The 20700-nt window shown below is 68.6% G+C and carries 22 protein-coding genes and 1 pseudogene; 18 read left to right on the forward strand and 5 right to left on the reverse strand.

Annotated features, from left to right (window positions below):
- Nucleotides 1-12 precede the first annotated feature (12 nt).
- Nucleotides 13-1173: a lactate 2-monooxygenase gene (locus BN973_RS10950; protein ID WP_036468060.1), complete on the forward strand. Its 1161-nt coding sequence runs from the start codon at nucleotides 13-15 to the stop codon at nucleotides 1171-1173.
- A gap of 33 nt (nucleotides 1174-1206) precedes the next feature.
- A complete protein-coding gene (locus tag BN973_RS10955; protein ID WP_036468062.1) occupies nucleotides 1207-2103 on the forward strand; it encodes a tyrosine recombinase XerC in 897 nt (298 codons plus the stop codon).
- 192 nt (nucleotides 2104-2295) lie between these two features.
- Here BN973_RS10955 and BN973_RS10960 read toward each other — a convergent pair.
- Nucleotides 2296-2739 (reverse strand): annotated as a pseudogene (locus BN973_RS10960) (murein hydrolase activator EnvC family protein); the annotation flags it as partial.
- Between the two features lie 331 nt (nucleotides 2740-3070).
- Here BN973_RS10960 and rpsB point away from each other — a divergent pair.
- The 3 genes from rpsB to BN973_RS10975 are packed head-to-tail and all read left to right on the forward strand — an operon-like array spanning nucleotide 3071 to nucleotide 6187.
- Nucleotides 3071-3916: a 30S ribosomal protein S2 gene (gene rpsB, locus BN973_RS10965; protein WP_036468066.1), complete on the forward strand. Its 846-nt coding sequence runs from the start codon at nucleotides 3071-3073 to the stop codon at nucleotides 3914-3916.
- A 1-nt stretch (nucleotide 3917) separates the two neighbouring features.
- Nucleotides 3918-4745, forward strand: a complete 828-nt coding sequence (gene tsf, locus BN973_RS10970; protein WP_036468068.1) for a translation elongation factor Ts — start codon at nucleotides 3918-3920, stop codon at nucleotides 4743-4745.
- 32 nt (nucleotides 4746-4777) lie between these two features.
- Nucleotides 4778-6187, forward strand: coding sequence for an amidase (locus BN973_RS10975; protein WP_036468070.1), 1410 nt, complete (start codon nucleotides 4778-4780; stop codon nucleotides 6185-6187).
- Between the two features lie 6 nt (nucleotides 6188-6193).
- Here BN973_RS10975 and BN973_RS10980 read toward each other — a convergent pair whose 3' ends face one another.
- A complete protein-coding gene (locus tag BN973_RS10980; RefSeq protein ID WP_036468072.1) occupies nucleotides 6194-6613 on the reverse strand; it encodes a MarR family winged helix-turn-helix transcriptional regulator in 420 nt (139 codons plus the stop codon).
- 212 nt (nucleotides 6614-6825) lie between these two features.
- Between BN973_RS10980 and BN973_RS10985 the strand changes: the two genes are divergently transcribed.
- The 3 genes from BN973_RS10985 to BN973_RS10995 all read left to right on the forward strand — a co-directional run bounded on the left by BN973_RS10985 (nucleotide 6826) and on the right by BN973_RS10995 (nucleotide 9245).
- Entirely contained in the window at nucleotides 6826-7299 is a 474-nt protein-coding gene (locus BN973_RS10985) for an MPT63 family protein (protein WP_036468073.1), read from the forward strand.
- A gap of 296 nt (nucleotides 7300-7595) precedes the next feature.
- On the forward strand, nucleotides 7596-8165 hold the full coding sequence (locus BN973_RS10990; RefSeq protein WP_036468074.1) for an MPT63 family protein: 570 nt from the start codon (nucleotides 7596-7598) through the stop codon (nucleotides 8163-8165).
- Nucleotides 8166-8309: 144 nt separating this feature from the next.
- Complete coding sequence (locus tag BN973_RS10995) at nucleotides 8310-9245, forward strand: lysophospholipid acyltransferase family protein (RefSeq protein WP_036468075.1); 936 nt, start codon at nucleotides 8310-8312, stop codon at nucleotides 9243-9245.
- A 30-nt stretch (nucleotides 9246-9275) separates the two neighbouring features.
- Here the strand turns inward: BN973_RS10995 and BN973_RS11000 are convergent, their stop codons facing one another.
- Nucleotides 9276-10001, reverse strand: a complete 726-nt coding sequence (locus tag BN973_RS11000; protein ID WP_051641215.1) for a winged helix-turn-helix domain-containing protein — start codon at nucleotides 9999-10001, stop codon at nucleotides 9276-9278.
- A gap of 239 nt (nucleotides 10002-10240) precedes the next feature.
- Entirely contained in the window at nucleotides 10241-10480 is a 240-nt protein-coding gene (gene mbp1 / locus BN973_RS11005; protein WP_036468076.1) for a microaggregate-binding protein 1, read from the reverse strand.
- A 373-nt stretch (nucleotides 10481-10853) separates the two neighbouring features.
- Between mbp1 and pyrH the strand changes: the two genes are divergently transcribed.
- The 6 genes from pyrH to BN973_RS11035 all read left to right on the forward strand — a co-directional run bounded on the left by pyrH (nucleotide 10854) and on the right by BN973_RS11035 (nucleotide 15742).
- Nucleotides 10854-11627: a UMP kinase gene (gene pyrH, locus BN973_RS11010; RefSeq protein WP_036468077.1), complete on the forward strand. Its 774-nt coding sequence runs from the start codon at nucleotides 10854-10856 to the stop codon at nucleotides 11625-11627.
- A 65-nt stretch (nucleotides 11628-11692) separates the two neighbouring features.
- Nucleotides 11693-12250: a ribosome recycling factor gene (gene frr / locus BN973_RS11015; RefSeq protein WP_036468078.1), complete on the forward strand. Its 558-nt coding sequence runs from the start codon at nucleotides 11693-11695 to the stop codon at nucleotides 12248-12250.
- 21 nt (nucleotides 12251-12271) lie between these two features.
- Nucleotides 12272-13198 carry a phosphatidate cytidylyltransferase gene (locus BN973_RS11020; RefSeq protein ID WP_036468079.1) on the forward strand — a complete coding sequence of 309 codons (927 nt, stop codon included), beginning with the start codon at nucleotides 12272-12274 and terminating at the stop codon, nucleotides 13196-13198.
- 17 nt (nucleotides 13199-13215) lie between these two features.
- Entirely contained in the window at nucleotides 13216-14319 is a 1104-nt protein-coding gene (gene rlmN, locus BN973_RS11025; protein WP_036468080.1) for a dual-specificity RNA methyltransferase RlmN, read from the forward strand.
- Nucleotides 14320-14375: 56 nt separating this feature from the next.
- Entirely contained in the window at nucleotides 14376-14888 is a 513-nt protein-coding gene (locus tag BN973_RS11030) for a protein disulfide oxidoreductase (RefSeq protein WP_036468081.1), read from the forward strand.
- Nucleotides 14885-15742, forward strand: a complete 858-nt coding sequence (locus BN973_RS11035) for a cytochrome c biogenesis CcdA family protein (protein WP_036468082.1) — start codon at nucleotides 14885-14887, stop codon at nucleotides 15740-15742. Before BN973_RS11030 ends, BN973_RS11035 begins: the two co-directional genes overlap by 4 nt.
- 14 nt (nucleotides 15743-15756) lie before the next feature.
- Here the strand turns inward: BN973_RS11035 and BN973_RS11040 are convergent, their stop codons facing one another.
- Nucleotides 15757-16011 (reverse strand): DUF2631 domain-containing protein, encoded by a 255-nt coding sequence (locus tag BN973_RS11040; protein WP_036468083.1) that lies wholly within the window; start codon nucleotides 16009-16011, stop codon nucleotides 15757-15759.
- A 116-nt stretch (nucleotides 16012-16127) separates the two neighbouring features.
- On the opposite strand from BN973_RS11040, the gene dxr reads away from it, so the two are divergent.
- Genes dxr through BN973_RS11060 form a run of 4 tightly spaced genes read left to right on the forward strand, consistent with a single transcriptional unit; the run spans nucleotide 16128 to nucleotide 20628 of the window.
- Nucleotides 16128-17315, forward strand: coding sequence for a 1-deoxy-D-xylulose-5-phosphate reductoisomerase (gene dxr, locus BN973_RS11045; protein ID WP_036468084.1), 1188 nt, complete (start codon nucleotides 16128-16130; stop codon nucleotides 17313-17315).
- Between the two features lie 6 nt (nucleotides 17316-17321).
- Nucleotides 17322-18536 carry a M50 family metallopeptidase gene (locus BN973_RS11050; RefSeq protein ID WP_036468085.1) on the forward strand — a complete coding sequence of 405 codons (1215 nt, stop codon included), beginning with the start codon at nucleotides 17322-17324 and terminating at the stop codon, nucleotides 18534-18536.
- Nucleotides 18537-18556: 20 nt separating this feature from the next.
- Complete coding sequence (gene ispG, locus BN973_RS11055; protein ID WP_139830275.1) at nucleotides 18557-19717, forward strand: flavodoxin-dependent (E)-4-hydroxy-3-methylbut-2-enyl-diphosphate synthase; 1161 nt, start codon at nucleotides 18557-18559, stop codon at nucleotides 19715-19717.
- Nucleotides 19718-19773: 56 nt separating this feature from the next.
- Nucleotides 19774-20628, forward strand: a complete 855-nt coding sequence (locus BN973_RS11060) for a GNAT family N-acetyltransferase (RefSeq protein WP_036468086.1) — start codon at nucleotides 19774-19776, stop codon at nucleotides 20626-20628.
- The last annotated feature ends 72 nt before the right edge of the window (nucleotides 20629-20700 follow it).

The following is a 20700-nucleotide window of genomic DNA, read 5'->3' on the forward strand; positions in this document are numbered from 1 at the left end:
CATTCTCTTACCATGGCATTCGGCGCTTACCAGAACGAAATCTATTTCCAGGGCCTGGCCGGGGTGGTGCCCGCGCTGCCGATGGCGTTCTCGGAGTTGGAGGCCCGCGCCGAGCAGGCGATGCCGCCGTCGGTGTGGTCCTACGTCGCCGGTGGCGCCGGCGACGAACGCACGCAGCGGGCCAACCGGGAGGCGTTCGATCACTGGGGCCTGATCCCGCGCATGTTCGTCGGTGCCGCCGAGCGCGATCTCTCGGTGCAGATGTTCGGCCTGACCTTGCCGTCGCCGGTGTTCATGGCGCCGATCGGGGTCATCGGCATCTGCGCTCAAGACGGCCACGGCGACCTGGCCGCCGCACGCGCGGCCGCGGCGACCGGTGTGCCGATGGTGGTTTCCACCCTGACCGCCGACCCGATGGAAGACGTCGCCGCCGAGTTCGGTGCGACGCCCGGGTTCTTCCAGCTGTACACGCCGAAGGATCGCGACCTGGCCGCCAGCCTGGTGCGGCGCGCCGAAGCCGCCGGCTTCAAGGGCATCATCGTCACCCTCGACACCTGGATCCCCGGGTGGCGCCCGCGCGACCTGAGCACGGCCAACTTCCCCCAGCTGCGGGGGCACTGCCTGAGCAACTACACCAGCGACCCGGTCTTTCGCGCCAGCCTGGCGCGCCCGCCCGAGGAGGACCCGCAAGCCACCGTGCTGCAGTGGGTCACGACCTTCGGTAACCCGCTGACCTGGGACGACCTCGCCTGGCTGCGGTCGCTGACCGACCTGCCACTGATCGTCAAGGGCATCTGCCATCCCGACGACGCCCGGCGCGCCCGCGACGGCGGCGTCGACGGCATCTACTGCTCCACCCACGGCGGCCGGCAGGCCAATGGCGGCCTGCCCGCGCTGGACTGCCTGCCGGGTGTGGTCGAGGCGGCCGGCGGGCTGCCGGTGCTGTTCGACTCGGGGATCCGCAGCGGCGCCGACATCGTCAAGGCGCTGGCGATGGGCGCCACCGCAGTCGGCGTCGGCCGTCCGTACGCCTACGGTCTGGCACTCGGCGGCGTCGACGGCATCGTGCACGTGCTGCGAAGTCTGCTGGCCGAAGCGGACCTGATCATGGCCGTCGACGGCTATCCGACGCGCAAAGATCTCACCCCGGACACGCTTCGGCGCGTCGGCTAACGAGCAGCGGGCCAGGCCTGCGACCGTGGGGGAGTGCAGGCGATTCTCGACGAGTTCGACGAGTACCTGAATCTGCAATGCGGCAGGTCGGCGCATACCCGTCGCGCGTATCTGGGCGACTTGCGCTCGTTGTTCGCCTTCCTCGACGAGCGCGGGACGGCGCTGGACGGCCTGAGCCTGCCGCTGCTGCGGACCTGGCTGTCCGGCGCGGCGGTCGCCGGGGCCGCGCGCACGACGCTGGCCCGCCGCACCTCGGCGGTCAAGGCATTCACCGCGTGGGCGGTGCGGCGCGGCCTGCTGACCGCCGACCCCGCCGTACGGCTGCAGGTGCCCAAGGCGCACCGCACGCTTCCGGCGGTGCTGCGCCAGGATCAGGCGCGCGACGCCATGGCCGCCGCGAAATCCGGTGCCGAGCAAGGAGATCCGCTGGCCCTGCGAGACCGGCTGATCGTCGAGATGCTGTACGCCACCGGGATTCGGGTGAGCGAGCTGTGCGGCCTGGACACCGACGACGTCGACACCGGTCACCGGGTGGTGCGGGTGTTGGGTAAGGGCAACAAGCAACGCACCGCGCCGTTCGGCGTGCCCGCGGCCGACGCGCTGCGGGCCTGGCTGGCCGACGGGCGTCCCGCCCTGGCCACCGCGGAGTCCGGGCCGGCGCTGCTGCTGGGCGCGCGGGGCCGCCGGCTCGACGTGCGCCAGGCCCGCACGGTCGTGCACCAGACGATCGCCGCGGTGGACGGCGCCCCCGACATGGGGCCGCACGGGCTGCGGCACAGCGCGGCCACGCATCTGCTCGAAGGCGGGGCCGACCTACGGGTCGTCCAGGAGCTGCTGGGGCATTCCAGCTTGGCGACCACCCAGCTCTACACCCATGTCGCGGTGTCGCGGTTGCGGGCGGTGCACGATCAGGCCCACCCGCGCGCCTAGCGCCGCGTCAGCCGCTCAACACGGCGACTGTGCGCCGACGGCGGCGACTGTGCGCCCAGGGCTTTGAGTGTGCGCCGGCGGCGCCGACACGCCGGGGCGGGCCCGCGTAGGAGCACACTCAACGCCGACGATGCACACTCAAAGCCCTGGGCGCACAGCCAAGGCCACTGAGCACACTCAAGAGGAGCCGTCGAGCGGCTTGAGCCGGACCGGGGTGGACTTCAGCAGGCCCAGCGGGTCGACGTAATCCGCGCGCGAGGCCGGGCCCCACATGGCGCCCCAGTGCAGGCACGCCGAGGCCCGGCACCCGTCATGGCCGGCCGCCAACTCGCCGATCACCGTCTGCGCGCTCACCTGCTGACCCACCCGCACGACGGCCCGCACCGGCTCGTAGCTGGTGTGCAATCCGCCGGGATGGGCCAGCGACACCACCGGCCGTCCCGCCAGCAGCCCGGCGAACACCACGGTCGCGGCGCCGGCCGCGTACACCGGCTGCCCGGGGCGTCCGGCCAGATCCACGCCCCGGTGCCCGGGCTTCCAGTTGGGCGACGGGGCGTCGAACCCCCGGACGACGGCCGGGGCGGGCCGCAGCGGCCAATCCAGCCGGCCGCCGTCGGCCGCCGCCGGGAACGCACTGATCAGGGCCAAGCTCGCGATCAGCGCCGCCCACCGCACCCCATGAGTTCAGCGTGGCGTCGACGACACGGCCACTCCCGTTTCCCCAAACTGTGCACGCGGGCCGCACTGTGGACATGTGCTGGAAAAACCACCAGCTGAGTCGGTGTAAACTGCTCGTCGCAGCTCGTTCGCGGGCTGACTTCGCGCGTCTGCCCCGCGTCTCCCGTTGCACTAGGAGAACGCAGCGCATGCCGGGCGGTCCCGTAACAGGGTCCGGCATCGCAGCAGGCGCCAGGGCCTGGCGTCAGCCGATGCCGGGCGACAACCGACATAGAGGAATGGCATCACCATGGCCGTCGTGACCATGAAACAGCTGCTCGACAGCGGCACCCACTTCGGGCATCAGACCCGTCGCTGGAATCCCAAGATGAAGCGGTTCATCTTCACCGACCGCAACGGCATCTACATCATCGACCTGCAGCAGACGCTGACCTTCATCGACAAGGCGTACGAGTTCGTCAAGGAGACCGTCGCCCATGGAGGCACCGTGCTGTTCGTCGGCACCAAGAAGCAGGCGCAGGAGTCCGTCGCCGCCGAGGCCACCCGTGTCGGCATGCCGTACGTCAACCAGCGCTGGCTGGGCGGCATGCTCACCAACTTCTCCACGGTGCACAAGCGGCTGCAGCGCCTCAAGGAGCTCGAGGCGATGGAGCAGACCGGTGGCTTCGAGGGCCGCACCAAGAAAGAGATCCTGGGCCTGACCCGAGAGAAGAACAAGCTGGAGCGCAGCCTCGGCGGTATCCGCGACATGGCCAAGGTGCCGTCGGCGATCTGGGTCGTCGACACCAACAAGGAGCACATCGCCGTCGGCGAGGCCCGCAAGCTCGGTATCCCGGTCATCGCGATCCTGGACACCAACTGCGATCCCGACGAGGTCGACTACCCGATCCCGGGCAACGACGACGCGATCCGCTCGGCGGCGCTGCTGACCAAGGTGATCGCCTCCGCGGTCGCCGAGGGTCTGCAGGCGCGTGCCGGGCTCGGCCGGGGCGACGGCAAGCCCGAGGCGGAGTCCGCCGAGCCGCTCGCCGAATGGGAGCAGGAGCTGCTGGCCTCTGCTACTACGACCGCGACCACCACAGCCACCACCGACGCCGCTGGAGCTGCAACCGAACCACCTCCCACGGAAGGCTGAAATGGCGAACTTCACCGCTGCCGACGTCAAGCGTCTTCGTGAGCTCACCGGTGCCGGCATGCTCGACTGCAAGAACGCACTGGCCGAAAGCGACGGCGACTTCGACAAGGCCGTCGAGGCACTCCGGATCAAGGGTGCCAAGGACGTCGGCAAGCGCGCCGAGCGCGCCACGGCCGAAGGTCTGGTCGCGGCCAAGGACGGCGCCCTGATCGAGCTGAACAGCGAGACCGACTTCGTCGCCAAGAACGCGGAGTTCCAGAAGTTGGCCGACGAGATCGTCGCCGCGGCAGCGCAATCCAAGGCCGCCGACGTCGACGCGCTGCGGGCCGCTGTCATTCCTGGGGGAGGGGCGACAACTACCGTCGAGCAGGCCGTCGCCGACCTGTCCGCCAAGATCGGCGAGAAGCTGGAACTGCGTCGGGCCGCCTTCTTCGACGGCACCGTCGAGACCTACCTGCACAAGCGGGCCGCGGACCTGCCGCCGGCCGTGGGCGTGCTGGTCGAGTACACCGGTGACGGCGCCGAGGCCGCCCACGCCGTGGCGTTGCAGATCGCCGCGCTCAAGGCGCGCTACCTCACCCGCGCCGACGTGCCCGAGGACGTGGTGGCCAGCGAGCGGCGCATCGCCGAGGAGACCGCGAAAGAAGAAGGCAAGCCGGAGCAGGCGCTGCCCAAGATCGTCGAGGGCCGGTTGAACGGCTTCTTCAAGGACGTCGTGCTGCTCGAGCAGCCGTCGGTGTCCGACAACAAGAAGACCGTCAAGGCTCTGCTCGACGAGGCCGGCGTCACGGTGACCCGGTTTGTTCGCTTCGAGGTGGGTCAGGCTTAACCGCGCAGCGGGAGCGGCTAGCGTCTGTTGTCATGCGACGCGTGCACGCTTTCGGTGACGACGCCCTCGGTGATCTCGACGCGACCGCCCTGTCCGAGGCCATCCGGGCCAGCTGGGTCGGCAGGACCGAGGTGGTCGAGGCGGCGATCGCCCGCACCGAGGCCGTCAATCCCATTCTGAACGGCTTGGCGTACAAGGCATTCGAGCAGGCGCGGGCGAGGGCGGCCGCGACTCCCTCGAGCGCCTTCTTCAGCGGGGTCCCGACGTTCCTCAAGGACAACGTCGACGTCGCCGGACAGCCGACGATGCGCGGGGCCGACGCATGGGCGCCGCGCAACGCCGTCGCCGACGGCGAGTTCACCCAGCTGTATCTGGGCACCGGGCCGACGTCGCTGGGAAAAACGCAGATGTCGGAGTTCGGCTTCAGTGCGGCCGCCGAACATCCCCGGCTGGGGCCGGTGCGCAACCCCTGGGACACCGACCGCACGGCCGGGGCCTCATCGTCGGGTTCGGGTGCGTTCGTCGCCGCCGGTGTGGTGCCGATCGCGCACGCCAACGACGGCGGTGGCTCGATCCGAATTCCGGCCGCCTGCAACGGGATTGTCGGCCTCAAACCGTCGCGCGGCCGGCTGCCGCTGGACGCGGACCTGCGCCGGATGCCGGTGGGCATCGTGGCCAACGGCGTGCTGACCCGCTCGGTGCGCGACACCGCGGCGTTCTACCGGGAAGCCGAACGCATTTGGCGCAACGCCAAGCTGGCGCCGATCGGCGACGTAACCGGACCCGGCCGGCAACGGTTGCGGATCGCCGTGGCCACCGGTTCGGTCCGCCGCGAGTGCGGTCCCCAATTGCGCGAGCTGACCCTGAAAACCGCCGGGGTGCTCGAAGAGCTGGGGCACCGCGTCGAGCACATCGACCACCACCCGGTGCCGGACAGCTTCGTCGACGACTTCATCTTGTACTGGGGATTTCTCGCGCTGATGCAGGTGCGCACCGGGCGCCGCGTGTTCGGCAACACGTTCGACCGCACCCGGCTGGACGCCTTGACGCTGGGCCTGGAGCGCCACACCGGCCGCAATCTGCACCGGCTGCCGGGAGTGATCTGGCGGCTGCGCAGCATGCGACGGCGCAGCGCCGAGTTCTACCAGACCTACGACGCGCTGCTCACCCCGACGCTCGCCGATCTGACCCCGCGGGTCGGTCACCTGGCGCCCACCGAGTACCAGCAGGTCATGGACCGGCTGATCGACTGGGTCGCGTTCACACCGCTGCAGAATGTCACCGGGGATCCGGCGATCTCGCTGCCGTTGGCCCAGTCGGCCGACGGGATGCCGGTCGGCATGATGCTCGCCGCCGACCTGGGGCAGGACGCGCTGCTGCTGGAACTGGCCTACGAACTCGAACAGGCGCGGCCGTGGGCCCGAATCCAAGCCGATGGATAGCCGGAGTCAGTCGGAGCCGAGTTTTTCCAGCATTCGCTTGAACTCGCGCTGCTGCGTCGCGGTCAGCTTGGCCAGGATCCGGTCATCGGCGTTACGGACCGCGGCCTCCGCGCGTTTGAGCAGCGTGCGCCCTTGACCGGTCAATTTGGCCGGCAGCGCCCGCCCGGAGGACACCGAGGTCGGCCGTTCCACCGCCCCGACCTCTTCCAGCCTGCGCAGCACCGTGTTCATCGCCTGCGGCGTGACATTGGTACTACGCGACAGCTCGGCACTGGACAGCCCCGGCGACATCGAAAGTATTCTCAGACAAACGAATTCGGGAAGTGTCAGGCCGAGTGGGCTCAGCACGGCCGAAACCTCGGGTCGCAGCACGGCTGCCACGCGGTAGAGCAGGTAGCCAAGCGGAGCATCTTCGGTCGCAGCCATGTCAGCGATATTGACATATCCGCGCGGGCCGGACGCACCCCCGGCCCTCCGAAGGGCGATTACGCGGCGGTGAATGAGCAGTAACCGCTGCGCACCCGTCGATTGAACGTCGCCTCAATTCGGCGGACCCGCCCGGATCGCGTCGTTTGGCGCCCGCCGGTCAACGGGTAATCGCCGGACTACGGGTGAATCACGAGAGACAGGGAGTCACAATGAAATTCGCCACGATGACAGCGACAGCGGCTCTCAGCGCGGTAGGGATTGCCGCGGCGAGCATCATCACGGCCGCGACCGCTACCGCCAATGTGCAGGGCTTTGGAGCCACCGAGCAGGCGGTCGACGGCCCCCTGATCACCGACTACACGGTGAGTAACCTGCGGCCGAGCGACGTGACGATACCGGGATTCCAGCCCGCCGGGCAGCTCTACCAGGCCGACGTCACGGCGAAAGCGAATACCGGAACCGTCGAGCCACAGATCTCTCGGTTCGCGGCCAGGGCGTTCAACGGCACGGTCTACAAGGTCGTGAACATCGGACCGGTGCCCAACGGCCTTGACCCCAGTCCGATCGAGCCGGGCCAGCAGAGGTCCGGCGAACTGTACTTCGACGTGACCGGGCAGAAGCCGATCGGTGTGGTGTACACCGATCGGGAAGACGATTTCCTCGTCTGGACGCGGCACGTTTAGGCCGTGTGATCTGCGAATTCGCAACGAAGTTCCCCGCGTTTTTTGACGGCGGGGAACTTCTTTTTTGCGCTTGAAATCGTCGACTGTGGCATTTGAGGCTGAACTTGGCTTTGAGGTCTATGCGAATTCTGGGGCGCGTTGATTGCCATCTCGAAAGGCGTTGCCGCAGCTCAAAGCCCTGATGTTTGCGGTCAAAGGGGTTTGGCTATGCGGAAATGGTGCGGTGATAACGCGTGCCGGAGGGAATCATCGCGGGGGAAAACAAATCGTAACGATCGAACTGAGGGGTATTTAGCATGAAATTCACTACTGCTATGAAATCGGTGATCGGAGCCGCTGGTATTGCCGCTGTCAGCGCATTCACCGCAGCAACCGCGTCGGCGGCGCCCAACATCCAGGGCTTCGGCACCAGCCAGCAGCTCGTCGCGGGGCCGCTGATCACCAACTACACGGTGAGCAACCTGCAGCCCAGCAACGTGACCATCCCGGGCTACACGCCGAAGGGCACGCTCTACCAGGCCGACGTCACCGCTCGTTCGGACGGCGGGCTGGTCACCCCGATGGTCAACGACTTCATCGCCCGCGGGCCGAACGGCCAGAACTACCGGGTGATCGACAAGGTCGGCGCCCCGGGGAGCCTCAACCCGGCGCCGATCCCGCAGGGCAGCGAGTCCACCGGCACGCTGTACTTCGATGTGACCGGCGCACAACCGAACGGCGTCGCCTACAACGAGGGCACCCAAGACATCCTGATCTGGACGTCGAACATGCAGGGCAGCTCGGAGCCCGGTGTGGCACCGGCACCGACCACCCCGGCACCCGGTGCGCTGCCGAGCCCGGCGCCCAACGCACGCGCGAACACCTAAGCCCGACTGAGGCCTAGTTGCCGCACACCCTCCCCGCGCCACGGACCGGTGGCGCGGGGAGGTCTGCGCAATAGTGGTTTCGGAAAAGACTTTTCGCCGGCGATCGGCCGAATTGCCCGAGGCTCGATGGGGTACCCGGCAGGAATGGGTTACACAGATCACAGGCCGGCCCGGGTACGCGAACAAGCTCACCAGCACGCCGAACAGGCTCGGGCGACGATGGCGGACAAGCGCGACGATCAGCGAGGTGGATTGAGCGGCTGGGTGGCTCGTCGTGCCGCCCGATGGGACCTGCGCGGCCAGGACGAGACCACGCTGCAGCGCCAGAAATTCGCCTGGAATCTGTTGGTCGACCATTGGTTTCGGATGGAGATCGACGGCTGGGAGAACATCCCCGATCCGCCGGCGCTGCTCATCGGCATTCACTCCGGTGCCCCGTTCGTCTGGGACGCATGGACCGTCGGCCTGCAATGGTGGCGACGCTTCGGCCCGGAGCGCACGTTGCACGGCACCGCGCACGACGCGTTGATGGCGATCCCGCTGTTCGGCCGCTACTTTCGCTCGATGGGCGTGCTTCCCGCCGCCCCGGACGCCATCGCCACGGCGCTGGCCGAGGGGCGAGACGTCGCGTTATGGCCGGGCGGAGAGGTGGATTCGCTGCGCCCGTGGACCGAGCGCGACCGCGCCAACCTCGCGGGGCGTAAGGGCTTCGTGAAGATGGCGATCCGTGCCGGCGTGCCGATCGTTCCGATCGCGACGGTCGGGGGCGCCGACGCCATGCCGGTGCTGATCCGCGGTGATCGCCTGTCGAAGGCGCTGCGACTCGACCGACTGCTGCGGCTCAAGGTTTTTCCGGTGGCGGTCTCACTGCCGTGGGGTATCGCGCCGGCCGCGCTGCCGCAGCTGCCGTTGCCGGCCAAGATCAGGACGCGGTTCATGCCGGCGATCGAGCTGGACCACGACCCCGCCCGCGCCGAGGACGACGACTACGTCGAGCGCAAGTACCGGGAGGTCGAAGACGCCATTCAGCAGGGAATGGACGCGCTGGCGCGCAAGCGTGCGCTACCGCTGTTTGCGTGACAATCGAAAGTGCTTGAACAACAACGTAAGTCAGTGATGGGCGCGGCCGTTGGGGTCGACGCTGGGGACGGCGTCGTTGACGATCCACTGCGGATGCGGGGGCGTCACCGCCATGTAGCCGACACCACGCACGGTGTCGATCATCGATTCGTGTTGCGGCCCAAGCTTTGCGCGTAGCCGCCGCACGTGAACGTCGACGGTGCGGACGCGCCCGTTGGAGTCGTATCCCCACACCTCGTGCATCAGCCGGGTGCGGCTGAATGCCCGACCGGCATGTTGCACAAGGAAATTCAGCAATCTGAACTCGGTGACGGTCAGGCTGAGATCCTTGCCGCACAGCGACCCGGCGAAACTCGACGGGTGCAGCACCAGGTCGCCGAACTTCAAGTAGCCGTCCACCGCGCTGCGGCGTCGCTTGATCGCCAGGCGCAACCGCGCCTCGAGTTCGTCGGCGCCGGCGGCGGGCAGCATCACGTCGTCGATGCGCCAGTCGACGTCCACCGACGCGAAGTGCGCCGGAGCCACGACCGCGACGACCGCCAGTGCCGGCGTGCTGGCGGTCAGGCCGCGGCAAACGCTGCGGGCGGCCGCCAGATCCGTGCGCGCGTCGATGATCGCCACGTCAGCACTGTCATGATGGCAGTCGAGCTGGTCGGAGAGCGGGACGCGACGAATCGTTTGCGTCAACGATCCGAGAGTGGGTAATGCCGCTGCGAAATCGTCGGCATTGGAAAGCAGTAGCACGTCCAAAGACATCTCCAAACCTCATGAGGGTCTGTTGCCGCCCCCGACCGCGTCGGCACCTCAGGGAGGTGCCCGCCAGCGCAGCGCTGAGTACCCCATTCAGCGGTCAACTATGCCTTCTTTGTTGCTCGCGTTCCGGCGAATGGCCGCTGAAGTGGGCCGTTGGTGGAGATGTTTTTGCCTGTGTGGGCCCCCGAAAAGTCGATGGGCCCGGCCCGTCGATACGAGCCGGACCCATCCTTCGGAACACGCTATTGGTTGGCCTTCTGGCGCTCCTCGGCTACCTTCGCCGCGCCGCGTGCGGCCTCCGCTTCGGCCTCCTTCTTTGCCGCGTCGCGCTGGGCCTCCGCCTTGTCCTGCTGGGCCTGGCCTTCGCGGGTGAGGTCGTCGCGACCGGCTAGCGCGCCGGCAGCCTCCTTGACCTTGCCCTTGACGTCTTCGACGACGCCCTTGACGGCTTCTGCGGGTCCAGAGTTTTCTTTGTCCGACATGAGTTGACTCCTCCTCAGAGGCGTTCGCGAGGTGAGCGACAGACGCGCTCCTACGATCGGCTGGCGATCGATTCCGTCATACGGCGCGCTCCGGTCCTTCTTCTCAAGACCGCGATTTCCCCGCCGCGTTGGGCCGGGTTCCCGGGCCGTCTCGAGCTCAAACATCGGACGCCGGAAGCAAAGTCGCGATCGCGGCGCATCCGAGCCTGACCTGCGCCGACGCCCCACGACAGCGACCCGGCTCGCCAGCCGCGCAAATAATCCACCCCGTTGGCGCCAGATTGTGCTGCGATGGGGCAGGATATGAACTGCCGTTCCGGGTGGGGTGATTGTGCCATCGAGCCTGGGATGGCACTGTCATGCGAGGAGTCTGATGACACAGCCCGAGCCCACCAGCACCAACGGCGTGCCGACCTCTTCACCCGACGGCAACCAGCCGCGCGCCAAGTATTCGCGGGTGGTGCTCAAGCTCGGCGGTGAGATGTTCGGCGGCGGCCAGGTCGGGCTGGATCCCGACGTCGTGGCCCAGGTTGCCCGCCAGATCGCCGAGGTGGTCCGCGACGGCGTGCAGGTCGCCGTCGTGATCGGCGGCGGCAACTTCTTCCGTGGCGCACAACTGCAGCAGCGCGGCATGGAGCGCACCCGCTCGGACTACATGGGCATGCTCGGCACCGTGATGAACAGCCTTGCGCTGCAGGACTTCCTGCAGAAAGAGGGCATCGACACCCGGGTGCAGACCGCCATCACGATGGGTCAGGTGGCCGAGCCCTACATCCCGTTGCGGGCCGTGCGGCACCTGGAGAAGGGCCGCGTGGTCATCTTCGGCGCCGGCATGGGGTTGCCGTACTTCTCCACCGACACCACCGCGGCGCAGCGTGCGCTGGAGATCGGCGCCGACGTGGTGCTGATGGCCAAGGCGGTCGACGGCGTGTTCACCGAGGACCCGCGGGTGAACCCCGACGCCGAGCTGCTCGCCGAAATCAGCCACCGGGAAGTCATCGACCGGGGGCTGCGGGTGGCCGATGCCACCGCGTTCAGTCTGTGTATGGACAATGGCATGCCGATCCTGGTCTTCAACCTGCTGACTAACGGCAATATCGCTCGGGCGGTCGCTGGTGAGAAGATCGGAACGCTAGTCACCACTTGAGGGGAAGACGCGAATGATCCGCGCTCGCGACGACGCAGAGCACGTGATGAGGAGGAGCGGCGCAAATGATAGATGAGGCTCTCTTCGACGCTGAAGAGAAAATGGAGAAGGCAGTGTCGGTGGCCCGTGACGACCTGTCGACCATCCGGACCGGCCGCGCCAATCCGGGTATGTTCTCCCGGATCGTCATCGACTACTACGGCACGACCACGCCGATCACCCAGCTGGCCAGCATCAACGTCCCGGAGGCGCGGCTGGTCGTCATCAAGCCGTACGAGGCCAGCCAGCTGCACGCCATCGAGACCGCGATTCGCAACTCCGACCTCGGGGTGAATCCCAGCAACGACGGCACCCTGATCCGGGTGGCGGTACCGCAGCTGACCGAGGAGCGCCGCCGGGAGCTCGTCAAGCAGGCCAAGGGCAAGGGCGAAGACGCGAAGGTGTCGGTGCGCAACATCCGTCGCAAGTCGATGGAAGAACTGCACCGGATCCGCAAGGACGGCGAGGCCGGCGAGGACGAGGTCGGACGCGCCGAGAAGGATTTGGACAAAACCACCCAGCAGTACGTCAACCAGATCGATGAACTGGTCAAGCACAAAGAAGGCGAGCTGCTGGAGGTCTAGGGCCGCTCAGCAACCGAATCAGTGGCAACCTCCGACGCCGGCCCTGGCGCCCCGCCCGACCAGCCCGCGCGGGGCGCCAAAAACACGCTGCAGCAACCGGCGAACAAGACGTCGCGGGCGGGACGCGATCTGCCCGCCGCGATCGCCGTGGGCGCGGCGATCGGCGGGCTGCTCGTCGCGACGCTGGTGTTCGCCCCGCGTTTCTGGGTCCTGATCGTCGCCATCGCGATTCTCGTCGCCAGCCACGAGGTGGTGCGCCGGCTGCGCGAGGCCGGCTACATCATTCCGGTCATCCCGCTGCTGGCCGGTGGCCAGCTCACCATCTGGCTGACCTGGCCGTACCACGCCGCGGGCGCGGTGGCCGGCTTCGGCGCGATGGTCGTCGTGTGCATGATCTGGCGGCTGTTCATGCCGGATCCCGGCCGCAGCGACTCCGCCGCCGGCTCGTCGTCGAACTACCTGCGCGACGCCTCGGCCACGATTTTCCTGGCCGCCTGGGTGCCGTTGTTCGCGTCGTTCGGCGCGATGCTCGTCTACGCGAACGACGGCGCGGGACGGGTGTTCTGCCTGATGATCACCGTCGTCGCTTCCGACACCGGCGGGTATGCCGTCGGGGCGCTGTGGGGCAAGCACCCGATGGTCCCGGCGATCTCCCCCAAGAAGTCCTGGGAGGGATTCGTCGGCTCGTTGGTGTGCGGGATCACCGCGACGACCCTGACCGCGACGTTCCTGGCCGGCAAACAGCCGTGGGTGGGCGTGTTGCTGGGCGTGGTGCTGGTGCTTACCTGCACGCTCGGTGACCTGATCGAGTCCCAGGTGAAGCGCGACCTCGGCATCAAGGACATGGGGCGGCTGCTGCCCGGCCACGGCGGCTTGATGGATCGGCTCGACGGTGTGCTGCCCTCGGCGGTCGCGGCCTGGATCGTTCTCACGCTGCTGCCCGGCTGACCGATACTGGACAGGTCATGGTCCAACAACTGGTGTTCGAAGAACCACGCGCGAAAAGGCCGCCGCGGCACCTCGCCGACCTCGACGCGGGTGGCCGGGCGTCGGCCGTCGCGGAACTCGGCTTGCCGGCGTTTCGGGCCAAGCAGCTCGCCGCGCAATACTACGGCCGGCTGATCGCCGATCCGCGGCAGATGACCGACCTGCCGGCGGCCGTGCGCGCCGTGATCGCCGAGACGATGTTCCCGAACCTGCTCACCGTCGCCGCCGAGATCACCTGCGACGCCGGTCAGACGCGAAAGACGTTGTGGCGGGCCGTAAACGACCCTGCTGGCACCACCTTCGAGTCGGTCCTGATGCGCTATCCGCAGCGCAACACCGTGTGCATCTCGTCGCAGGCCGGTTGCGGCATGGCGTGTCCGTTCTGCGCGACCGGCCAGGGCGGATTGACGCGCAACCTGTCGACCGCGGAGATCGCCGAACAGGTGCGCGCCGCCGCGGTCACGCTGCGCGACGAATTCGGTGACCGGCTGTCCAACGTGGTCTTCATGGGCATGGGGGAGCCGCTGGCCAACTACGCCAGGGTGCTGGCCGCGGTGCGGCGCATCACCGAGGCGCCGCCGCACGGCTTCGGCATCTCGGCCCGCTCGGTAACGGTGTCGACGGTCGGCCTGGCCCCGGCGATCCGCAAGCTCGCCGACGAACGGCTGGGCGTGACGCTGGCGTTGTCGCTGCACGCGCCGGACGACGAGCTGCGCGACACCCTGGTTCCGGTCAACAACCGCTGGAAGATCGGCGAGGCGCTCGAGGCCGCGCGGTACTACGGCGAGGTGACGGGCCGGCGGGTGTCGATCGAGTACGCGCTGATTCGCGACGTCAACGACCAGCCCTGGCGGGCCGACCTGCTCGGCAAGCGACTGCACGGCGCGCTGGGGCCGCTGGTGCACGTGAACCTGATTCCGCTCAACCCGACGCCGGGCAGCGATTGGGACGCCAGCCCCAAGGACGCCGAGCGCGAGTTCGTCCGGCGGGTCCGGGCAAAGGGCGTCTCCTGCACGGTCCGCGACACCCGGGGCCGCGAGATCAGCGCCGCCTGCGGACAGCTGGCCGCCGAAGGGCGCTGAACCGGGCGGTCGGCTGCGCCGTGTTGTCAGGTAGGAGTCCAGCAAAGGGGGTTGGCATGACGATTCGCTTTTCTTCGCGCTTCAAGATGTTTGCCGCGGCCATCGTGACGGGCCTTGTCGCGGCCGTCCTGATATCGGCCGCCGCGCCTCGGGCGCAGGCCGCCGACGACCGGCTGCAGTTCACCGGAACCACGCTGAGCGGTGCGCCGTTCGACGGCGCCAGCCTGCAAGGGAAACCGGCAGTGCTGTGGTTCTGGGCGCCGTTCTGCCCGTTCTGCAACGCCGAAGCCCCCGGAGTGGCGCAGGTGGCCGCCGCCAACCCGGGCGTGACCTTCGTCGGTATCGCCGGGCACTCGGACGTCGGCGCGGAACAGGGCTTTGTCTCCAAGTACGGCCTGAACTTCACCAACCTCAACGACGCCGACGGCTCGATCTGGGCCCGCTACAACGTGCCCTGGCAGCCGGCGTACGTGTTCTACCGGGCGGACGGCAGCTCCACGTTCGTCAACAACCCCACCTCGGCGATGTCCCAGCAGGAACTGGCCGGTCGGGTTGCCGCGCTGAAGTGAACCAGGGCCTCGTCGGCCTGGCGTTCGCTGCCGGGTTGGTGGCCGCGGTGAATCCGTGCGGGTTCGCGATGCTGCCCGCCTACCTGCTGCTGGTGGTGCGCGGCCAGCGCGACACCGAACGCCCCGGCCCGCTTGCCGGCCTCGGGCGCGCGCTGGCCGCCACCACCGGCATGGCGCTCGGCTTCCTGACCGTGTTCGCGGTGTTCGCCGCGTTGACCATCTCGGCGGCCACGACCGTGCAGCGGTACCTGCCCTACGCCACCGTGGTGATCGGCATTGTGCTTGTCGCACTGGGGATTTGGCTGCTGTCGGGTCGGGAACTGACCGCGCTGACGCCCCGGGCGCTGGGGCCGCGGTGGGCGCCGACGCGACTGACAAGCATGTACGGCTACGGGATCAGCTACGCGATCGCCTCGCTGTCGTGCACCATCGGGCCGTTTCTGGCGGTCACCGCGGCGGGCCTGCGCAGCGGGTCGGTCGTCATGGGCGTGTCGATCTATCTGGCCTATGTCGCGGGCCTGACCCTGGTCGTCGGCGTGCTCGCCGTCGCCGCCGCGACCGCGAGCTCGGCGCTGGCCGATCGGCTGCGGCGCATCCTGCCGTTCGTCAATCGGATCGGCGGCGCGCTGCTGGTGCTGGTCGGGCTGTACGTGGGCTACTACGGCTGCTACGAATTGCGGCTGTTGAACACCGCGGCCGATCCCCGCGACGCGGTGATCGTCGCGGCCGGGCGGCTACAGGGCCTGCTGGCCGGCTGGGTGCACGAACACGGCGCCTGGCCGTGGCTGGTGGCCCTTTTGGCGCTGGTGGCCGCCGCGCTGGTAAGCGCCTGGCAGCGACGGGCGCGGCGTTGAGCGGCCGCTGAGCGCTAGCGGATCGAGCCGCGCCGGCGGCCCCACATGTCGCGGATCAGGATGACCAGCGCCAGGACGGCGAACCCGATCAGGAAGTTGTCCTCGACGTGGCCGACGTGATTGCCGCGCAGCATCGCCAGCAGGAACAGGACGGCGAAAATGCCGAAGCCGTGCCAGGTGCGGACGTTGATCTTGCTCCACCCCCACGCGGCGGATGGCACCTCGGCCGGGTCGACGCCGTTGTAGTGCTCCACCTCGGTACTGGCCACGGCGATTCCCTTCGGATCGGATCGTCTTTTCGATCACAGATTCTGGCACACGCCGCGACGGGTCGGCACGGCTGCGGCCATGGCCCGCGGCGCCCACCGGGCGGCACAATGGGTGGGTGAGTTCCCCGAGGACCGAAGCGGCCGCCGACGGCCCCATCCGCGTGCTGGTGTTGGGCAGCACCGGCTCCATCGGCACCCAGGCGCTGGAGGTCATCGCCGCCAACCCGGACCGCTTCGAGGTGGTCGGGCTGGCGGCCGGCGGGTCGAACCCGGACATCTTGGCCCGTCAGCGCGCCGAGACCGGGGTGACCAACATCGCCGTCGCCGACGAGCGCGCCGCCGCGGCGCTGCAAGACGTGGCCTTCTGCGGCCCCGAAGCGGTCACCCGGCTGGTCGAGGAGACCGAGGCCGACGTCGTCCTCAACGCGCTGGTCGGGGCGCTGGGCCTGCGGCCCACCCTGGCGGCCCTGCACTCGGGCGCCCGGCTGGCGCTGGCCAACAAGGAATCGTTGATCGCCGGCGGTCCGCTGGTCCTGGCGGCGGCGCGGCCGGGGCAGATCGTGCCGGTGGACTCCGAGCACTCCGCGCTGGCCCAGTGCCTGCGCGGTGGCGATCCCGACGAGGTCGCCAAGCTGGTGCTGACCGCGTCGGGCGGACCGTTTCGCGGCTGGGCCGCCGCCGACCTCGAGGGCGTCACACCCGACCAGGCCGGCGCGCATCCGACCTGGTCGATGGGCCCGATGAACACCCTGAACTCGGCCTCGCTGGTGAACAAGGGCCTCGAGCTCATCGAAACCCATCTGCTGTTCGGCGTGCCCTACGACCGCATCGAGGTCGTCGTGCACCCCCAGTCGATTGTTCATTCAATGGTCACGTTCATCGACGGCTCCACGATCGCCCAGGCCAGCCCCCCGGACATGAAGCTGCCCATCTCGCTGGCGCTGGGCTGGCCGCGGCGGGTGCCGGGGGCAGCCGCGCATTGCGACTTCACCACCGCCTCTAGCTGGGAATTCGAGCCGCTGGACAGCGACGTTTTCCCGGCCGTCGAGCTGGCCCGGCACGCCGGTGAGACCGGCGGCTGCATGACCGCGGTCTACAACGCCGCCAATGAAGAAGCCGCGGCGGCCTTCCTGGAGGGCCGCATCGGCTTTGCGGCCATCGTCAGAACAATCGCCGACGTGCTGAGTGCCGCCGACCAATGGGCCGTAACACCGGCTAACGTGGATGAGGTACTAGACGCGCAGCGCTGGGCGCGGGAGCGAGCGCAGCGCGCGGTCGCCACCATGGTCTTAGAGAGGTCCTAGCGGCTGATGATGTTCGCAATCGGCATTGTGCTCTTCGCGCTGGCCATCCTGATCTCGGTGGCTCTGCACGAGTGCGGCCACATGTGGGTGGCGCGTGCCACCGGCATGAAGGTGCGCCGCTATTTCGTCGGCTTCGGCCCCACGCTGTGGTCGACCCGTCGCGGTGAGACCGAGTACGGCGTCAAGGCCGTGCCGCTGGGCGGCTTCTGCGACATCGCCGGGATGACCCCGGTCGAGGACCTGGCCCCCGACGAGACCGACCGGGCCATGTACAAGCAGACGACGTGGAAGCGGGTCGCGGTGCTGTTCGCCGGCCCGGGCATGAACTTCATCATCTGCGTGGCCCTGATCTACGTGATCGCGCTGATCTGGGGTTTGCCCAACCTGCACCCGCCCACCCAGGCGATCGTCGGCGAAACCGCTTGTATCGCACCGGAAGTCGCACCGGGCAAGATCGGGGATTGCACGGGTCCCGGACCGGCCGCGCTGGCCGGCATCCGCCCCGGCGACGTCGTCGTCAAGGTCGGCGACACCAAGGTGTCCACCTTCGACGACATGGCCGCCGCGATCCGCAAGCTGCACGGCACCGTCCCGGTCGTCGTCGAGCGCGACGGCACCCCGATCACCGCCTACGTCGACATCACCCAAACGCAGCGGTACCTGAACAACGGGCCGGACGGTAAGCCGGCCGCCTCGACCGTCGGCGCGATGGGCGTCGGCGCCGTCAAAGTCGCGCCCGCGCACTACGGTGTGCTCGGCGCCATCCCCGCCACCTTCGCGTTCACCGGCGACCTGACCGCCGAGGTGGGCAAGGCGCTGGTCGCGATCCCGACGAAGGTCGGCGCGCTGGTGCACGCGATCGGCGGCGGGCAGCGCGACCCGCAGACCCCGATGAGCGTCGTCGGGGCCAGCATCATCGGCGGCGACACCGTCGACCACGGGTTGTGGGTGGCGTTCTGGTTCTTTTTGGCGCAGCTGAACCTGATCCTGGGCGCGATCAACCTGTTGCCGCTGCTGCCGTTCGACGGCGGCCATATCGCCGTCGCGGTGTACGAGAAGATCCGCAACCTGATCCGGTCGGCCCGCGGCATGGTGGCCGCGGCGCCGGTGAACTACCTCAAACTGATGCCGGCGACCTATGTGGTCTTGGTGTTCGTGGTCGGCTACATGCTGTTGACCGTGACCGCCGACCTGGTCAACCCGATCAGGCTCTTTCAGTAACAACCGAAGGAATCCGAACAGTGGACATCGGCCTGGGCATGCCGGAACCGCCGGCGCCCACGCTTGCGCCCCGGCGTAAGACGCGCCAATTGATGGTCCGCGACGTCGGGGTCGGCAGCGATTCCCCGATTTCGGTGCAGTCGATGTGCACCACCAAGACGCACGACGTCAACACCACGCTGCAGCAGATCGCCGAGCTGACGGCCGCCGGCTGCGACATCGTCCGGGTGGCCTGCCCGCGTCAGGAGGATGCCGACGCACTGGCCGAGATCGCCCGGCACAGCCAGATCCCGGTGATCGCCGACATCCACTTCCAGCCGAAGTACATCTTCGCCGCGATCGACGCGGGATGTGCTGCGGTGCGGGTCAATCCGGGCAACATTAAGGAGTTCGACGGCCGGGTCGGCGAGGTCGCCAAGGCGGCCGGCGCGGCCGGCATCCCGATCCGCATCGGCGTCAACGCCGGCTCGCTGGACAAGCGGTTCATGGAGCGCTACGGCAAGGCCACGCCCGAGGCGCTGGTCGAGTCGGCGCTGTGGGAGGCCTCGCTGTTCGAGGAGCACGGCTTTTCCGACATCAAGATCAGCGTCAAGCACAACGACCCCGTCGTGATGGTCGCCGCCTATGAGCAGCTGGCCGCGGCGTGCGACTACCCGCTGCATCTGGGCGTCACCGAGGCCGGGCCGGCCTTCCAGGGCACCATCAAGTCGGCGGTGGCTTTCGGTGCCCTGCTGAGCCGGGGCATCGGCGACACCATCCGGGTGTCCCTGTCGGCGCCGCCGGTCGAGGAAGTCAAGGTCGGCATTCAGATTCTCGAGTCGCTGAACCTGCGGCCGCGCGGGCTGGAGATCGTCTCGTGCCCGTCCTGCGGTCGCGCCCAGGTCGACGTCTACACCCTGGCCAACGCTGTCTCCGCGGGACTGGACGGGCTCGATGTGCCGCTGCGGGTCGCCGTGATGGGCTGCGTCGTCAACGGTCCGGGAGAGGCCCGCGAAGCCGACCTCGGTGTCGCCTCCGGAAATGGCAAGGGGCAGATATTCGTTCGCGGCGAGGTGATCAAGACCGTTCCGGAGGCCCAGATCGTCGAAACGCTGATCGAAGAGGCCATGCGGTTGGCCTCCGAATCCGGTAACGGTCCTGACGCAACAGCGAGCGGTTCGCCAATTGTGACCGTAAGCTGATAAGACCAGTTCTCTCTTACTGGCCCCTTCAGTTCGCACCACAGAGAGTTCGCCAGATGTCGGCTCCACCCCTGTTTCGCCTGGTCGGCGACAGACGGGTGTCCGTGGTGCGCGACGCGGCCGCGGCGTGGCGGGTCCTCGACGAGGACCCGATCGGGTCCTGCATGGTCGCCTCTCGGGTCGCCGATCACGGCATCGATCCCGGCGCGATCGGCGGCGAGCTGTGGACCCGCCGCGGCGCGGACGAGTCGCTGTGCTTCGCCGGTGCCAACCTGATCCCGCTGCGCGGGCTGCCGGCCGACCTGAACGCGTTTGCCGACGAGGCGATGAGCGGGACCCGTCGCTGTTCGTCGCTGGTGGGCCGGGCCAGCCTGGTGCTGCCGATGTGGGAAAGGCTCGAAACGGCCTGGGGCCCGGCGCGTGACGTGCGCGAACGTCAGCCGCTGATGGCGCTGGCCAAACACCCGATGTGTGAGCTCGATCCCGAGGTGCGCCAGGTGCGCCCCGAGGAGCTGGACGCCTACCTGGTGGCCGCGGTCGACATGTTCATCGGCGAGGTCGGCATCGACCCGCGGCTCGGCGACGGCGGTCGCGGCTACCGCCGCCGGGTGGCCAGCCTGATCGCGGCCGGGCGGGCCTGGGCCCGGTTCGAGCAGGGGCAGGTCGTCTTCAAGGCCGAGGTCGGGTCGCAATCGCCCGCGGTCGGCCAGATCCAGGGCGTTTGGGTGCACCCGGAGTGGCGCGGGATGGGGCTCGGGGCGCGGGGCACCGCGATGCTGGCCGCCGTGATCGTGGGCAGCGGGCGTATCGCCAGCCTGTACGTGAACGATTTCAACGAGGTGGCCCGGGCCGCCTACGCGCGGGTGGGCTTCGCCGAGGTCGGCACCTTCGCCACCGTCCTGCTCGACTAGCGGTACCTATCGGCCACCACTCGCGAGCGCCCGGCCGGCCGGGCATTCGGCATATCGGAAGCCCTACTGCGC

Origin of the sequence: Mycobacterium triplex (genome assembly GCF_000689255.1) — a bacterium.
Lineage (GTDB): Bacteria > Actinomycetota > Actinomycetes > Mycobacteriales > Mycobacteriaceae > Mycobacterium > Mycobacterium triplex.

Coding starts and splice junctions, on each gene's coding strand:
- BN973_RS10950 (WP_036468060.1), top strand. CDS start 13: ATGGCATTCGGCGCTTACCAGAACGAAATCTATTTCCAGGGCCTGGCC.
- rpsB (WP_036468066.1), top strand. CDS start 3,071: ATGGCCGTCGTGACCATGAAACAGCTGCTCGACAGCGGCACCCACTTC.
- tsf (WP_036468068.1), top strand. CDS start 3,918: ATGGCGAACTTCACCGCTGCCGACGTCAAGCGTCTTCGTGAGCTCACC.
- BN973_RS10975 (WP_036468070.1), top strand. CDS start 4,778: ATGCGACGCGTGCACGCTTTCGGTGACGACGCCCTCGGTGATCTCGAC.
- BN973_RS10980 (WP_036468072.1), bottom strand. CDS start 6,613: ATGGCTGCGACCGAAGATGCTCCGCTTGGCTACCTGCTCTACCGCGTG.
- BN973_RS10985 (WP_036468073.1), top strand. CDS start 6,826: ATGAAATTCGCCACGATGACAGCGACAGCGGCTCTCAGCGCGGTAGGG.
- BN973_RS10990 (WP_036468074.1), top strand. CDS start 7,596: ATGAAATTCACTACTGCTATGAAATCGGTGATCGGAGCCGCTGGTATT.
- BN973_RS10995 (WP_036468075.1), top strand. CDS start 8,310: ATGGGTTACACAGATCACAGGCCGGCCCGGGTACGCGAACAAGCTCAC.
- BN973_RS11000 (WP_051641215.1), bottom strand. CDS start 10,001: ATGTCTTTGGACGTGCTACTGCTTTCCAATGCCGACGATTTCGCAGCG.
- mbp1 (WP_036468076.1), bottom strand. CDS start 10,480: ATGTCGGACAAAGAAAACTCTGGACCCGCAGAAGCCGTCAAGGGCGTC.
- pyrH (WP_036468077.1), top strand. CDS start 10,854: ATGACACAGCCCGAGCCCACCAGCACCAACGGCGTGCCGACCTCTTCA.
- frr (WP_036468078.1), top strand. CDS start 11,693: ATGATAGATGAGGCTCTCTTCGACGCTGAAGAGAAAATGGAGAAGGCA.
- rlmN (WP_036468080.1), top strand. CDS start 13,216: ATGGTCCAACAACTGGTGTTCGAAGAACCACGCGCGAAAAGGCCGCCG.
- BN973_RS11030 (WP_036468081.1), top strand. CDS start 14,376: ATGACGATTCGCTTTTCTTCGCGCTTCAAGATGTTTGCCGCGGCCATC.
- BN973_RS11050 (WP_036468085.1), top strand. CDS start 17,322: ATGATGTTCGCAATCGGCATTGTGCTCTTCGCGCTGGCCATCCTGATC.
- BN973_RS11060 (WP_036468086.1), top strand. CDS start 19,774: ATGTCGGCTCCACCCCTGTTTCGCCTGGTCGGCGACAGACGGGTGTCC.